We start from the raw sequence: 15,122 nt of genomic DNA, 5'->3' as shown, positions 1-15,122 counted from the left end.
CATGGCAGAGATCCGCAACGAGATACGCTTCATCCTGAACRGCAGCGACGTGGCGCTGAGAGACGTCGCGCCCGATGCGACCCTGCTCGACTGGCTGCGGCTCGACCGCTCGCTGCGCGGCACCAAGGAAGGCTGTGCCGAGGGCGACTGCGGCGCCTRCACGGTGCTGGTCGRCAAGCTCTCGGCCGACGRCCTGGTCTATGAAAGCGTCAATGYCTGCATCCGCTTCATGGGCTCGCTCGACGGGACRCATATTGTGACCGTGGAACATCTGCGCGGCGAGCCCGGCAAGCTGCATCCGGTGCAGCAGGCGATGGTCGATTTCCACGGCTCGCAATGCGGTTTCTGCACACCGGGCTTCGTCATGTCGCTCTATGGGCTCTGGATGAAGACGCCCGATCCGTCCAACGCGGCGATCGAAAAGGCGCTGCAGGGCAATCTCTGCCGTTGCACCGGCTATGAGGCGATCATGCGTGCCGCGCATGCCATTTCGAGCTACGGCAAGGCCGCCAAGGACCCGCTGGCGGTGGAGCGCAAGGACGTCACCGCGCGGCTGGAAGCACTGCGCGACGGCGCCAGGGTCGAGATCGGGTCGGGCAAGGCGCGATTGGTTGTGCCGGCCGATGTCGACGATTTCGCCGCCGTGCTCGAGAAGGAGCCGGGCGCCACCATCGTCGCCGGCTCGACCGATGTCGGCCTCTGGGTCACCAAGCACATGCGCGACATCTCGCCGGCGATCTTTATCGGCGGTCTCGAAGGCTTGCGCACGATGTCGGAGAAGGATGGCGTGATCACCATCGGCGCCGGYGTCACTTACACCGAAGCCTTCGAGACGCTGCAGAAACGCTTCCCGGCGCTGGGGCCGCTGGTCGACCGCATCGGCGGCGAGCAGGTGCGCAACATGGGCACGATCGGCGGCAACATCGCCAACGGCTCGCCGATCGGCGACACGCCGCCCCCGCTGATCGCGCTCGGCGCGCAACTCACCCTGCGCAAGGGCAAGGCCCGTCGCACCATCCCGCTCGAAACCTTCTTCATCGCCTATGGCAAGCAGGACCGTCAGCCCGGCGAGTTCGTCGAAGCAGTCCATGTGCCGGTGCCGGAGAGCGGCAAAAAATTTGCCGTCTACAAGGTCACCAAGCGGCGCGACGAGGATATCACGGCGACGCTGGGCGCCTTCTGTCTGACGCTGGCCAAGGATGGCACCGTGGCCGACATCCGCATCGCCTATGGCGGCATGGCGGCGACGCCGAAGCGCGCCACTGCGGTCGAGAAGGCGCTGATCGGCAAGGTCTGGAACGAAGCGACTGWGGAGACCGCGATGGCCGAATACGCCAGTGACTTCACGCCGCTCACCGACATGCGGGCGACTGCCGAATACCGGGCGCTGGCGGCGAAGAACCTCTTGCTGCGCTTCTATATCGAGACGACCGGAACGAAGGCGCCGTTCCAGGTGTCGCGCGACGAGGCGGCCTGATGAACAAGCACGCTCCAGCCAATCTCAAAGCCGAGAAGATTGTCGGCGGCGTCGCCACCGACCAGCGGCATGATTCCGCGCACAAGCATGTCAGCGGTACCGCCGTCTATATCGATGACATGCCTGAGCCAGCCGGCACGCTGCATGTCGGTCTGGGCCTCTCCAAGATCGCGCACGGCACGCTGAAAAGCCTCGACCTGTCGGCCGTGCGCTCGGCGCCCGGCGTCGTCGATGTGCTGACCCATGCCGACGTGCCCGGCGAGAACGATGTTTCGCCGAGCAACATGCATGACGATCCGGTGCTTGCCGAAGGCAAGGTCGAGTTTTACGGCCAGCCGATCTTCGCCGTGGTTGCCGAGACGCGCGAGGAAGCGCGCCGCGCTGCGCGTCTGGCCAAGATCGACTATGACGAGCTTCCGGCCGTTATCGACATCTGGGATCTCGATCCCGTCAAGGACAAGCAGGTCACCACGCCGCTGATCCTGAAGCGCGGCGATGCGGCCGCTGCGATCGCGGCGGCTCCCCGCCGCATCAAGAACCGCATGTGGCTTGGCGGCCAGGACCATTTCTATCTGGAAGGCCAGGTGTCACTCGCCATCCCCGGCGAGGATGACGAGGTCACCGTCTATTGCTCRACGCAAGGGCCGAGCGAGACGCAGCATCTGGTCGCGCACACGCTCGGCGTGCCGAGCCATGCGGTCACGGTCGAGGTGCGCCGCATGGGCGGCGGCTTCGGCGGCAAGGAAACGCRGGCAAACCAATGCGCCGCGATCGCCGCCATCGCAGCCAAGAAGCTCAAGCGCGCGGTGAAAATCAGGYTCGACCGCGACGAGGACATGACCGCCACCGGCAAGCGGCACGACTTCGCCATCGACTACGAGGTCGGCTTCGACGACAAAGGCAACATCCTGGGCGTCGACTTCACCTACGCCTTGCGCTGTGGCTTTTCCGCCGACCTGTCCGGTCCGGTCGGCRATCGCGCGCTGTTCCATTGCGACAATGCCTATTTCTATCCGGCGGTGCATGCGAAGTCGGCGCCGCTCTACACCAACACCGTCTCCAACACCGCCTTCCGCGGCTTCGGCGGGCCGCAGGGCATGGTGGGTGCCGAGCGCGTCATCGACGAGGTGGCCTTCGCGGTCGGCAAGGACCCGCTCGAGATCCGCAAGCTGAACTTCTACGACCCGATGGAGGCGATCGGCGATCGCAGCGTCACGCCCTACCACCAGAAGGTCGAGGACTGCATCATCCAGCGCATCGTGGCCGAGCTGGAGGAAAGCGCGAACTATGCGCGACGCCGCCGCGAGATCAGCGCCTTCAACAACAACAGTCGCTTCATCAAGYGCGGCCTGGCGCTGACGCCGGTCAAGTTCGGCATCTCCTTCACCAAGACCGAGGCCAACCAGGCCGGCGCGCTGGTGCATGTCTATGCCGACGGCTCGGTGCATATGAACCATGGCGGCACCGAGATGGGCCAGGGCCTGCACCTCAAGGTGGCGCAGGTCGTCGCCGAGGAATTCCAGATCGACCTCGACCGCGTCAAGATCACCGCGACCACCACCGCCAAGGTGCCGAACACCTCGCCAACGGCTGCGTCCTCCGGCGCCGACCTCAACGGCATGGCGGCGCAGRATGCCGCCCGCCAGATCCGCAAGCGGCTGATCGACTTTGCCGCCGACAAATACCAGGTGCCGCACGACCAGGTGGTGTTCCTGCCGAACCGGGTGCGCGTCGGCAATCAGGAAGTGGCCTTCAACGACTTGGTCAAGCAGGCCTATATCAATCGTGTCCAGTTGTYGGCGGCCGGCTTCTACAAGACGCCGAAAATCCATTGGGACCGTGCCAAGGGCCGCGGCCACGCCTTCTACTATTACGCCTATGGCGCGGCCTGCTCGGAAGTCTCGGTCGACACGCTGACCGGCGAATATGTCGTCGAGCGCACCGATATCCTGCACGATTGCGRTCGCTCGCTGAACCGGGCGATCGATCTCGGCCAAGTCGAGGGCGGCTTCATCCAGGGCATGGGCTGGCTGACCACGGAGGAGCTGTGGTGGGACAATAGCGGTCGGCTGCGCACGCACGCGCCGTCGACCTACAAGATCCCGCTGGCGTCCGACCGCCCAAAGATCTTCAACGTGAAGCTGACCGACTGGTCGTCGGCCTACGAGCCGACCATCCATCGCTCCAAGGCCGTAGGCGAGCCGCCGCTGCCRCATGGCATGTCGGTGCTGCATGCGCTGTCGGACGCGATTGCCAGCGTCGCCGACAACAAGATCTGCCCGCGCCTCGATGCTCCGGCGACGCCGGAACGGGTGCTGATGGCGATCGAGCGATTGAAGCGGGAAGCCGCGAAGCCGGCCTGAATTCGGCCAAACGTGCAATTCGGGACGAAAAACGCTATATTTCCAATGTGGAAATGCAGACGATGAACTCGAAAGTGCAAAGCCTGAAGGCGTTTCTCGGCCAGGCTGGCCGGGTTGCCCTCGTCGAGGTGGCGGCCACGAAAGGCTCGACACCGCGCGAGGCCGGCGCCTTCATGCTTGTCTCGGCATCGGCCATTTTCGGCACCATCGGTGGCGGCCAGCTCGAATATATGGCGATCGACAAGGCGCGGCAGATGCTGGGCTCCTCACCCTCCCCCTTGTGGGGAGGGTCGGACGACGAAGTCGGCCGGGGAGGGGGGCGCGGCGTCGCCGTGTCCCCACCCCGAAGAGCAAACGCCGCTTCGCGCCGCCTGCTCTCCGACCCTCCCCACATGGGGGAGGGTAAAGAAACCCGCATCGAGGTCGATGAGGTCTGCGCCACGCTTGATGTCCCRCTCGGGCCGGAGATCGGCCAATGCTGCGGCGGCCGCGTCGAGGTGTCGATCCGCCTTGTCGACGCGACAATCGAGGAAAAGCTGATCGCCGACGCTGAATCGGAAGAAGCGCATCTGCCCCATGTCTATCTCTTCGGCGGCGGCCATGTCGGTCAGGCGCTGGCTGCGTCGCTGGCGCTGCTGCCGATCCACGTCGTCGTGGTCGAGACCCGATCCGAAGCGCTGGAAGGCATGCCGGAAACGGTCGAGACGCGGCTGACGCCGATGCCCGAAGCCGTGGTGCGCGAGGCGCCGGCGGGATCGGCCTTCGCCATCCTCACCCACGATCATGCTCTCGATTTCCTGATCGTCGCCGAGGCGCTGAAGCGCGACGACACCGCCTATGTCGGCATGATCGGCTCCAAGACCAAGAAGGCCACCTTCAAGAGCTGGTTCCTGAAGTCGGCCGAGGGCAGCGAAGCGCAGTTCGATCGGCTCGTCTCGCCAATCGGCGGCAATGCTGTGAAGGACAAGCGCCCGCCGGTGATCGCAGCGCTCGCCGCCGCCGAGATCATGACGGCGCTGGTGTCGCATGCCGTGGAGGCGCCAAGCTCAGCCAGCGCTGACAAGGCGATGGCCGGCTGATCCAGCCGGCCACGTGGGCAGGGCAATCGCATATGGCAGCGCTGCCCCCTCTCCGTCCGCTGCGCGGACACCTCTCCCCCATTTTATGGGGGCGAGGAAACGCCAACCGCCAAAGTCGCCGCCTTTGCAAGCCTGGGTTCCTCGCCCCCGCAAAGCGGGGGAGAGGTGTCTCGGCGAAGCCGAGACGGAGAGGGGAGCGCCATATGCGATTGCCCCGTCCATGTGAGAACGGGCAACCGCCTGACTATTCCTTCTCCTRCGTGTGCGCTTCGAGGAACCACAGCAATTTGTCCAGCGAGCGCGAATAGGCGGTGAAGATGTCGGCGGTGTCGGCATCGCCGGCGTCGTCCGCTTCGTCGATCGCTTCACGGGCGAGCTTGGCGGCCGTGGCATAGCGGTCGATCAGCGCCGCCAGATGATCCTTGGTCTTGTGGATGTCGGTCGGATAGGGTTTCAGCTTCGTCGCCTTCGACACGTCCTGCGAGGTGCCGTGCGCGGTGCCGCCGAGCTGCACGGCACGCTCGGCGATGATGTCGATATGGCCGTCGATCTCCTCGCGGAATTCGTCGAGCATTTCATGGATGGCGATGAATTGCGGGCCTTTGACGTTCCAGTGCGCCTGCTTGGTGATCAGCGCCAGGTCGATGGCGTCGGCAAGCCTGGCGTTGAGCAGATCGATCGATTCCTTCTTGGCATCGGATTTGAGGTCGTTCTTGGTGACGATGGCGTCCATGGCCGGCTCCTGTCGCGCTGCTGATTGCTGAGAGCTGAAAGGCGGCCCGGGTGGCCGCCAACCGTCAGAACGGCGATGGGCCGGATTTCGTTCCGCAATGGAATGAAGCACACGACTCCGATCGCAGATGTGACTGGCGCTCACCGCTGCTCGGCGCTTTCTTCATTTCCCAAAGCGGCCCGGAACGTGTTTGTTGCGCCTCACGGATAACGGGGCCAGGACCATGGATGTACTGAAGATCGCAGCCTTTTCGGACGGGAACACCGGCGGCAATCCGGCCGGCGTGGTGATCGGCGAGGCCTTGCCGGATGCGGCCGCCATGCAGCGCGTCGCGGCCGAAGTAGGCTTCTCGGAAACCGCCTTCGCCGCGCCTGAAGGCGTTAGCTGGCGCGTGCGCTATTTTTCGCCGGAGTCGGAAGTGCCGTTCTGCGGCCATGCCACCATCGCGCTCGGCGCGGCGCTGGTCAGGAAATTCGGCGACGGCATTTTCGAGCTGACGCTCAACCAGGCCAACATAACCGTGGAAGGATTTCGCGACGGCGCGAACTTTGCCGCCGCCTTGCAGTCGCCGCCGACGCGCAGCCGGCCGGCCTCGTCGGAACTGGTCGGCGAGGCGCTCTCCCTGTTCGGCTATCAGCCGGGCGACCTCGATCCCGCCATTCCGCCGGCGTTGATCCATGGCGGCGCCGATCATCTCGTGCTGGCGCTAAAGTCACGCGAAGCGCTGGCCGCCATGGCCTATGATCTCAAGAAAGGCCAGTCCTTCATGCGCCGCGAAGGCCTGGTCACGATTTTGCTCGGCTATGCCGAGACGCCGCGCCTCTTCCATACGCGCAATCCATTCGCCTCCGGCGGGGTTTATGAGGACCCGGCGACAGGCGCAGCCACCGCGGCCTTTGCCGGCTATCTGCGCGATCTCGGCTGGCCGCATGGCGGTGCGATCGACATCGTTCAGGGCGAAGACATGGGCATGCGCTCACGCCTCCATGCCGACATTTCGTCGGCGCCTGGCAGCTCGATCAGGGTGTCGGGGACGGCGCGGCTGATGGATTAAAGCCCTTAAGCCGGCCGCTTCAGGCCGAGATGCTCGCGCAGCGTGCGGCCCTCATAGTCCTTGCGGAACAGGCCGCGCCGCTGCAATTCCGGCACCACCAGCGTCGCGAAGGCGTCGAGCTCGCCCGGGAACCAGGACGGCATCACGTTGAAGCCGTCCGCCGCGCCGCCTTCGAAGCGCGCCTGCAATTCGTCGGCGATCTCTCCGGCCGTGCCGACGATGCGCCAATGGCCGCGTGCGCCGGCAAAGTACCGCGCGAGGTCGCGGATCGAGAGCCCGTCGCGGCGCGCCTGCTCGATCACCAGCGCCTGCCGGCTCTTCATGCCTTCGCTTTCCGGYAGTTCGGGCAGCGGTCCGTCGATCGGATAGCGGCCGAGGTCGGAGATGCTGAGATAGCTGGAGAGCAGGGCCACGCCGACATCGTCGGGGATCAACTCCTGCAGCGCATCGTATTTCGCCTGCGCCTCGGCTTTCGTTGCGGCCACGATCGGCGCGACGCCGGGCATGATCTTCACATCGTCTGGCTGGCGGCCATAGGCGGCGAGCCGCGCCTTGAGGTCGTCATAGAAGGCCTTGGCTTCCTCGAAGGTCTGTGCCGCCGAGAACACGACATCGGCGGTGCGCGCCGCAAGATCCTTGCCATCGTCCGATGCCCCGGCCTGCACCATCACCGGCGCGCCTTGCGGCGAGGGCGGGATATCGAGCGGATCGCGCACCGAGAAGCTTTCGCCGTCATGGCCGGCCGGGCGCCGGTTCCACAAGCCGGTGATCACCGTGGCGAACTCGCGCGCCCGCGCATAACGGTCCGCGTGCGGCCGCAGACCCGTTGCGCCGAAATTCGCCGCTTCGACCRGGCTTGCCGAGGTGACGAGGTTCCAGCCGGCCCGCCCGCCACTCAGATTGTCGAGCGAGGCGAACATGCGCGCCAGCCCATAGGGCTCGTTGTAGCTGGTCGATGCCGTGGAAACCAAGCCGATGCGCTCGGTCTGCGCGGCCAGCGCCGACAGCAGGCTGATCGGCTCGAAGCCGATCGAGCGCGAGGTCTGGCTGGCAATGTTGACATTCGCCTCGCGCAGGCCGGCCGCGTCCTCGCAGAACACCATGTCGAACTTCGCCGCTTCCRCCGTACGGGCAAGCGCGATGTAATGATCGATGTCGATGCCGGCCCTCACATGTGCGTCCGGATGCCGCCAGGCCGCTATGTGGTGGCCGGTCGCCCACAGGAACAGGCCGAGCTTCATCTGACGCGCGCTCATTTTGCGCCTCCATCGCCGAGCCCGAGGTGGGCACGCAGCGTCGTGTCGGCATAGTAAGCAGAGCGGTCAGAGTTTCGACGGCGCAATTCTGGCACGATGCGATCGGTGAAACCGTTGATCGCGGAAAGATCAGCCGGGAAAGCGAAGATGAGGCCATCACAGCTTTCTGCGTCCAACCACGCCTCCAGCCTTGCAGCGGTGAGATCGGGCGCGAAAACTGTCGTCAGCACTTTCAGGGCGTCAGCCGTTCGTCCGGCGGTCAGCACCCGTTTCTTGAGATCGTCGCAGGTCGCTCTAGCGCCTTCCGGCGATGGCTCCTCAATCGCTATGACATCGGCGACGCCGGCGGCGAAATCGAAGTCGGCCCCGGCGAGGCCGGACATGGCCAGYACCGGCATGTCCTGCRGCGAGCGCGCGACATTGAGCGGCCCGCGCACCGCGAAGAACTCGCCCTTATGGTCGAGGACATGCATCTTGGCGGGATCGTGGAACCGTCCGCCCGCCTTGTCGAACAGCAAGGCGTCCGCGTCCCAGCCTCGCCACAGCCCTTGCACGATGCCGATGAATTCCTCGGCGCGTCGTCGGAAGTCATCGTTCGGAATGCCTGCCGGTCGGCTGAAATTGGCCGCCTCGAGCGAGCTCTGCCGCAGTGTCGCGTTCCAGCCGACGCGGCCATGGCTGATGATATCGAGGGATGCAAAACGTCGCGCCAGGTTGTAGGGCTGGTGTGCAAGCGTCGAAGCACTCGCCACGAGGCCTATCTTCTCTGTTACGGTGGCCAGTGCGGCAAGAAGGGTCGTCGCTTCGAACGGGCTGGTCGATGGCTCGCCGCTCGTCAGCGAGTCGGAAATGATGACCATGTCGACACCGGCCGCCTCCGCCTGCTGGACGAAAGTGCTGATCTGGCCGAAATCCAGGGCTTCTTGTCCTGTGGCTGCGATGTTGAGCGAAACGGCGAAATGCATGTGGGGCCCTTCGGCTGCCCTGAAAGCGGGCAGACGTCTGGTCACCAACCTAGGCCCCTCTTCGCGCATGGCAACGGGATCGAGTGGGCCACCAGCCTGTCACTTGCCGGCCAGCCTTCTTCTGCCTCGAGGCAGAGATCTTGGCCCGAATGTCGTCTTGGCGGCGACATACTTCGACGATTAGCGCGAACGCCCCTCGCGGTCGTCATTCTATGGCGGAGCAAGGAGCGAAGCGACGCGGCGCAGACCATGGAATCCATCCCCTGACTTCGAAGCGCCGCCCTACGATGCAGAATTCTGCGCCGCTGCGCCATACGATTAAGGTCACGGAATGGATCCTCGGGTCTGCGCGCCGCTTCGCGTCGCTCCGCACGTGGATGACGATATCGCGGAGGCTTCGGCCAAACAGCGACGGAGCGCTGCCGCCCCTACTTCCCGGCCAGGATATCCTTGATCAGCCGCTGGCAGCGCTCGGCCATGAAATCGAGCAGCAGCCGCACCTTCGGGTCCTGCAGCTTCTTGTGCGGATAGACGGYGGCGAACTGCACCGCGGTTGGCGGCGTCTGCGRCAGAATCACTTTCAGCCGCTGGTCTCGGATGAATGGCTCGACCTCGAAACGTGGCTTGTTGATGATGCCGCGCCCCGACAGCGCCCAGCCGGTCAGAACGTCGCCATCATCGGTGTCGTAGGGGCCGTGCACCTCGAACTTCTGCGGGCCGCCCGGCGTCTGTAGCGTCCAGACATATTCGCGCGCGCCGGCATAGCGCAGCATCAGGCAGTCGTGCTTCTTGCCGACCAACTCCTGCGGCTCAACCGGTTCGCCGCGCGCTTCCAGATATTTCGGCGCCGCCACCAGCACGCGCTCGCACTCCATGATGCCGCGCATCCTGAGGCTGGAATCCTCGATGATGCCGAGGCGGAAGGCGACGTCGATGCCCTCCTTCATGATATCGACATTGTGGTCGGAGAGCCTCAGCCGCACCTCGATATCGGGGTATTTGTCGTGGAAATCAGGGATACCGGACGCGATCAGCCGGCGGCCGAGGCCGAGAGGCGCCGTAACCCTGATGGTGCCGCGCGGCTGGCCGGAAAGGGCCGCGACCGCGGCTTCCGCCTCGGTGATCGCATCCAGCACCTGCTTGGCACCGGTGTAGAACACCGTGCCGTGCTCGGTCGGCATCAATTGACGGGTTGTACGGTTGAACAGCCGGACGCCGAGGTGCTTTTCCAGTTCCTTGATGCKGTTGGAGGCGACCGCAGGCGAAATGCGCATGTCGCGCCCCGCCGCCGACAGATTGCCGAGCTCGACRACGCGGACGAAGACGGCGATGTTGTCGAGATAGGCCATGCGGGTGTCGTGGCTCTCAAACGGCTGCGAAGGGCAAGCCTAGTATTTTCCATTTTTTTTTGAAAGTCATCGCGCACCTCGCCTCTTTTCGTTTGCGCGCCAGACCGTAAAGTCGCTCTCATCGGCAGGGACGAATGCAATGATGGATTTCGCGATTTTCTGGGACTGGCTGAGTTTTGCGGTCCGCTGGCTGCATGTCATCACCGGCATCGCCTGGATCGGCTCGTCCTTCTATTTCGTCGCGCTCGATCTCGGCCTGCGCCAGCGCCCCGGCCTGCCCGCCGGCGCCTTCGGCGAGGAGTGGCAGGTGCATGGCGGCGGCTTCTACCACATTCAGAAATACCTTGTGGCGCCCGCCGAGATGCCGGAGCACCTCACCTGGTTCAAATGGGAATCCTACGCCACCTGGCTGTCCGGCTTCGCCATGCTCTGCGTGGTCTATTATGCCGGCGCCGATCTCTTCCTGATCGACCCCAATGTGCTCAACATTTCGGTGCCGGTCGGCATCCTCCTGTCGCTGGCCACCATCGGCGTCGGCTGGATCGTCTACGACCTGCTCTGCCGCTCRCCATTGGGCAAGAGCGACACCGGGCTGATGCTGGTGCTCTACTGCGTGCTGGTCTTCATCGCCTGGGGGCTGACGCATCTCTTCACCGGCCGCGCCGCCTTCCTGCACCTYGGCGCCATCACCGCCACGATCATGTCGGCCAACGTCTTCATGGTCATCATCCCCAACCAGAAGATCGTCGTCGCCGACCTCATCGCCGGCCGCAAGCCCGACCCGAAATACGGCAAGATCGCCAAGCAGCRCTCGCTGCACAACAACTACCTGACCTTGYCCGTCCTGTTCCTGATGCTGTCGAACCACTATCCGCTGGCCTTCGGCACGCAGTTCAACTGGGTCATCGCCTCGCTGGTCTTCATCATCGGCGTCTTGATCCGGCACTATTTCAACACCGTGCATGCCAGGAAAGGCAGCCCGACCTGGACCTGGCTGGGTGCGGCTGTGCTGTTCATGATCATCATCTGGCTGTCGACCGTGCCGAAGGTGCTGACCGGCGAGCCGAAGACCTCCGTCGCCTCCTCGGCCGCGCAGGTCTATATGGCCTCGGCGCATTTCCCGGCGGTGCGCGACACCGTGCTTGGCCGCTGCTCCATGTGCCACACGCAAGAGCCGGTCTATGAAGGCATCTACCATGCGCCGAAGGGCGTGCTGCTCGACACCGACGAGCGCATCGCCGAGCATGCGCGCGAGATTTACATCCAGGCCGGCCGGGCGCACGCCATGCCTCCGGCCAACGTCACCCAGATCACCGACCAGGAACGGGCCCTTCTGGTCGCCTGGTTCGAAGGCGCCGGAAAGTAAGCATGACAGCGAAAATTCTGCGCGGCCGCACGCTCTCCTTCCTGCGCTGGCCCGAAACGATCGACGACCATTCCGCCTGGCGTTTCGAGGAGGATGGCGCCCTGCTGATCGACAATGGCAGGATCGTCGCCGCCGGTTCCTATGCCGAGGTCGCGAAGAAAGCGGGCGCGGGCATCGAGACGGTCGACCATCGCCCGCACCTCATCCTGCCGGGCTTCCTCGACGCCCACGTGCATGTACCGCAGATGCAGATCATCGCCTCCTACGGCGCCGAGCTGCTCGACTGGCTGAACAAATACACGTTTCCGGAAGAGTCGAAATTCCAGAACGCGCAACATGGCCGCCGCATCGCCAGGCTCTTCCTCGACGAAATGCTGCGCCAGGGCACGACGACGGTCGTCGCCTATTGCTCGGTGCACAAATCTTCCGCCGAGGCCTTCTTCGCCGAGTCGCATGAGCGCAACATGCTCAATATCGCCGGCAAGGTGATGATGGACCGCAACGCGCCGGACGGCGTGCTCGACACGCCGCAGACCGGCTATGACGATAGCAAGGCGCTGATCGCCGAATGGCACGGCAAGGGCCGCCAGCTTTATGYCATCACGCCGCGCTTCGCCATCACGTCGACGCCGGAGCAGATGGAGACGGCCGGCGCGCTCTGCCGCGAATATCCCGATCTCCACATGCAGACGCATCTGTCCGAGAACCATGCCGAGATTGCCTTCACCCAGGAGCTCTATCCCTGGTCGCGCGACTATACAGACGTCTATGAACATTACGGCCTGCTGGGCAGGAAAAGCCTGTTCGGCCACTGCATCCATCTGTCGGAGCGCGAGGCCGATGCGCTGTCGCAATCGGGCTCGGTGGCGGTGTTCTGCCCGACCTCAAACCTTTTCCTCGGCTCCGGCCTGTTCGACTATCAGCGCTACCGCCGGCGCGAGAAGCCGCTCAGGATCGCCGCGGCCACGGATGTCGGCGGCGGCACCAATTATTCGATGCTGCGCACCATGGACGAGGGTTACAAGGTGATCGCGCTGAACGGCGAGAAGCTCAACCCGTTCCAGTCCTTCTGGCAATTGACGCGCGGCAATGCCGAGGCACTGTCGGTGGCAGACAAGGTCGGCACGCTGGAGGAAGGCACCGATGCCGATATCGTCGTGCTCGATGYCCATGCGACGCCTGGCATGCGGCTCAGGATGGAAACGGTCGAGACGCTGGCCGAGGAGCTGTTCCTCTTGCAGACGCTGGGCGACGACCGTGTGGTGCGCGAGGTCTATGTGGCGGGTCGGCCGGCGAAGAGCGCCATTGTGGCGTGAACCCCCTCACCCGGATTGCCAACCGAATTGCGAAGGGCAATTCGGGGCAATCCGACCTCTCCCCGAGGGGAGAGGAGGTCGCGGACGTTGGCGYCAGTCTCTTCTCCCCTTGGGGAGAAGGTGGCCGCGAAGCGCCGGATGAGGGGGCGTCCGCGACGAATGCTTGACCAGACAGAGCTTGTCGTACAAACGACGGTGGAATTTCGGAGAAAACGCCATGGCCACCGCCGACGACATCGCTCTGATCAAGAAACAGGAAGCCACGCTGGTCTTCCCGGCCTTCGACGAGGCCGTTGCCTTCAAGATCGGCTCCGCCATCAGGGACAGGGCTCTGAAAGAAGACCTGCCTATTATCGTCGACATCAGGACCTTCGACCGGCCGCTCTTCTATGCCGCGATGCCCGGCTCCAACGCTTCCAATCCGGACTGGGCGCGGCGCAAGATCAATGTCGTGAAGCGATATCTCAGAAGCACCTATCGCCTGGTGCTGGAACAGCAGCGCCCGGACCGCACGTTCAAAATCGGTGAAGGCCTGGACATTGCCGACTATGTGCTGGCCGGCGGCGGCTTTCCGGTCACCGTCAAGGGCGCAGGCGTGATCGGGGTCATCGCCGTTTCGGGCCTGCCGGAGCGCGAGGATCATGGCGTCGTCGTCGATGCGCTTTGCGCGCATCTGGGCGTCGATGCGAGCAAGCTCAGGTTGCCGCCGGAAGACAAATGACCGATCCAAAAACCTTCCTCACCTCGATCTTCAACGCCGCCGTCGCCGCCGCCGACCCGGAAAAGACGATCCGCAATCATTTGCCGGCAAAGCCGAAGGGCCGCACCATCGTCATCGGCGCGGGCAAAGGCTCGGCGCAGATGGCGGCGGCCTTCGAGAAGGTCTGGGACGGTCCGATCGATGGCCTTGTCGTCACCCGCTACGGCTATGGCGCCAGCTGCGAGCGCATCGAGATCATCGAGGCGGCGCACCCGGTGCCGGACGCCGCCGGCCTCGAGGGATCGCGCCGGCTGCTGGAGAAGGTGCGGGGCCTGACCGCCGACGATCTGGTCGTGGCGCTGATTTCCGGCGGCGGCTCGGCCCTGCTGCCGTCGCCCGCGCCCGGGCTGACGCTTGCCGATGAGATCGCCGTCAACGAGGCGCTGCTTGCCTCCGGCGCGCCAATCGCGGCGATGAACACCATCCGCAAGCATGTCTCGACCATCAAGGGCGGACGCCTGGCCGCCGCGGCGCATCCGGCGCGGGTGGTGTCGCTGGTCGTCTCCGACATCCCCGGCGACAATCCGGCGCTGGTTGCCTCGGGTCCGACCGTTCCCGACACCGGCAGCCGCGAGGACGCGCTGGCCTCGATTGCCGCTTATGGCATGAAACTGCCGGCCTCGGTCATGGCGCATATCAATTCGCCGGCCGCCGATGCTCCGCGCCCAGACGATCCGTGCTTTGCCGGCAATGAAGTGCACCTGACAGCCTCTGCCGGCGTGTCGCTGGAAGCGGCAGCCGCCGAAGCCAGGCGGCGGGGCATCGAGGCCGTCATCCTGTCGGATGCGATCGAAGGCGAGGCGCGTGAGGTCGGTGGCGTGCATGCCGCGATCGCGCGCGAGGTTGCGACGCGCAATCGCCCCTTCGCCAAGCCCGTCCTGATCCTTTCCGGCGGCGAGACCACCGTTACACTCCGCGCCAAGGGCAAGGGCGGCCGCAATTCCGAGTTCCTGCTCGCCTTTGCTATCGGCATCGAGGGCGTGAACGGCATCCATGCCCTGGCCGCCGATACGGACGRCATAGACGGCTCGGAGAACAATGCCGGCGCCTTCGCCGACGGCTCGACTGTGTCGCGCATGCGGGCGGTAGGCGTCGATGCCAAGGCGATGCTTGCCGGCAACAACGCCTGGACGGCGTTCAATGCGGTCAGGGATTTGTTTGTGCCGGGACCGACGGGGACGAACGTCAATGATCTGAGGGCAATACTCGTTCGATAGCGCGGAGCCCCACAGAGGTCGTCATTCCAAGGCAATGCAAGGAGCGTAGCGACGCGCGCAGACCCTGGAATCCATGCAATTGCCTCGGCCGTGGAGTGCAGCGGAGCAGAATTCTGGACCGTGGCGGCGCGTTGAAGTCACGGCATGGATCCTCGGGTCTGCGCTGCGTCGCTTCGCTCCTTGCTCC

At 64.7% G+C, this 15,122-nt stretch carries 12 protein-coding genes; 8 read left to right on the top strand and 4 right to left on the bottom strand.

Translation table 11 applies throughout. From position 1 onward, the window contains the following. Position 1 precedes the first annotated feature (1 nt). From xdhA to xdhC, 3 genes are all read left to right on the top strand, one after another. The gene (gene xdhA, locus LCM4576_RS33545) at positions 2-1,477 is read left to right on the top strand and encodes a xanthine dehydrogenase small subunit (protein WP_071036547.1); all 1,476 of its coding nucleotides are present in this window, start codon (positions 2-4) and stop codon (positions 1,475-1,477) included. Then, positions 1,477-3,840 (top strand): xanthine dehydrogenase molybdopterin binding subunit, encoded by a 2,364-nt coding sequence (gene xdhB / locus LCM4576_RS33540; protein WP_071036546.1) that lies wholly within the window; start codon positions 1,477-1,479, stop codon positions 3,838-3,840. The genes xdhA and xdhB overlap by 1 nt, the downstream gene beginning before the upstream one ends. Before the next feature lie 62 nt (positions 3,841-3,902). Continuing rightward, on the top strand, positions 3,903-4,919 hold the full coding sequence (gene xdhC / locus LCM4576_RS33535; protein ID WP_071036814.1) for a xanthine dehydrogenase accessory protein XdhC: 1,017 nt from the start codon (positions 3,903-3,905) through the stop codon (positions 4,917-4,919). A gap of 244 nt (positions 4,920-5,163) precedes the next feature. Here the strand turns inward: xdhC and dps are convergent, their stop codons facing one another. Further along, positions 5,164-5,652: a DNA starvation/stationary phase protection protein Dps gene (gene dps, locus LCM4576_RS33530; protein WP_071036545.1), complete on the bottom strand. Its 489-nt coding sequence runs from the start codon at positions 5,650-5,652 to the stop codon at positions 5,164-5,166. 223 nt (positions 5,653-5,875) lie between these two features. Here dps and LCM4576_RS33525 point away from each other — a divergent pair, with 223 nt between their 5' ends. After that, a complete protein-coding gene (locus LCM4576_RS33525; protein WP_041007284.1) occupies positions 5,876-6,706 on the top strand; it encodes a PhzF family phenazine biosynthesis protein in 831 nt (276 codons plus the stop codon). A 5-nt stretch (positions 6,707-6,711) separates the two neighbouring features. On the opposite strand, the gene LCM4576_RS33520 is transcribed toward LCM4576_RS33525, so the two are convergent. From LCM4576_RS33520 to LCM4576_RS33510, 3 genes are all read right to left on the bottom strand, one after another. Further along, the gene (locus tag LCM4576_RS33520; protein WP_071036544.1) at positions 6,712-7,962 is read right to left on the bottom strand and encodes an LLM class flavin-dependent oxidoreductase; all 1,251 of its coding nucleotides are present in this window, start codon (positions 7,960-7,962) and stop codon (positions 6,712-6,714) included. Then, a complete protein-coding gene (locus tag LCM4576_RS33515) occupies positions 7,959-8,996 on the bottom strand; it encodes an LLM class flavin-dependent oxidoreductase (protein ID WP_320411889.1) in 1,038 nt (345 codons plus the stop codon). The genes LCM4576_RS33520 and LCM4576_RS33515 overlap by 4 nt, the downstream gene beginning before the upstream one ends. 359 nt (positions 8,997-9,355) lie before the next feature. After that, positions 9,356-10,276: a LysR family transcriptional regulator gene (locus LCM4576_RS33510; RefSeq protein ID WP_071036542.1), complete on the bottom strand. Its 921-nt coding sequence runs from the start codon at positions 10,274-10,276 to the stop codon at positions 9,356-9,358. A gap of 139 nt (positions 10,277-10,415) precedes the next feature. On the opposite strand from LCM4576_RS33510, the gene LCM4576_RS33505 reads away from it, so the two are divergent. From LCM4576_RS33505 to LCM4576_RS33490, 4 genes are all read left to right on the top strand, one after another. Beyond that, entirely contained in the window at positions 10,416-11,642 is a 1,227-nt protein-coding gene (locus tag LCM4576_RS33505) for a urate hydroxylase PuuD (RefSeq protein WP_071036541.1), read from the top strand. Positions 11,643-11,644: 2 nt separating this feature from the next. Beyond that, entirely contained in the window at positions 11,645-12,958 is a 1,314-nt protein-coding gene (gene guaD / locus LCM4576_RS33500; RefSeq protein WP_071036540.1) for a guanine deaminase, read from the top strand. 217 nt (positions 12,959-13,175) lie between these two features. Further along, positions 13,176-13,679, top strand: a complete 504-nt coding sequence (locus LCM4576_RS33495) for a heme-degrading domain-containing protein (RefSeq protein WP_071036539.1) — start codon at positions 13,176-13,178, stop codon at positions 13,677-13,679. After that, a complete protein-coding gene (locus tag LCM4576_RS33490; protein ID WP_071036538.1) occupies positions 13,676-14,935 on the top strand; it encodes a glycerate kinase in 1,260 nt (419 codons plus the stop codon). Before LCM4576_RS33495 ends, LCM4576_RS33490 begins: the two co-directional genes overlap by 4 nt. Positions 14,936-15,122 lie beyond the last annotated feature (187 nt).

Source organism: Mesorhizobium sp. LCM 4576 (genome assembly GCF_001854815.1).
Lineage (GTDB): Bacteria > Pseudomonadota > Alphaproteobacteria > Rhizobiales > Rhizobiaceae > Mesorhizobium > Mesorhizobium plurifarium.
This window is presented reverse-complemented; position numbering and strand designations above follow the sequence as displayed.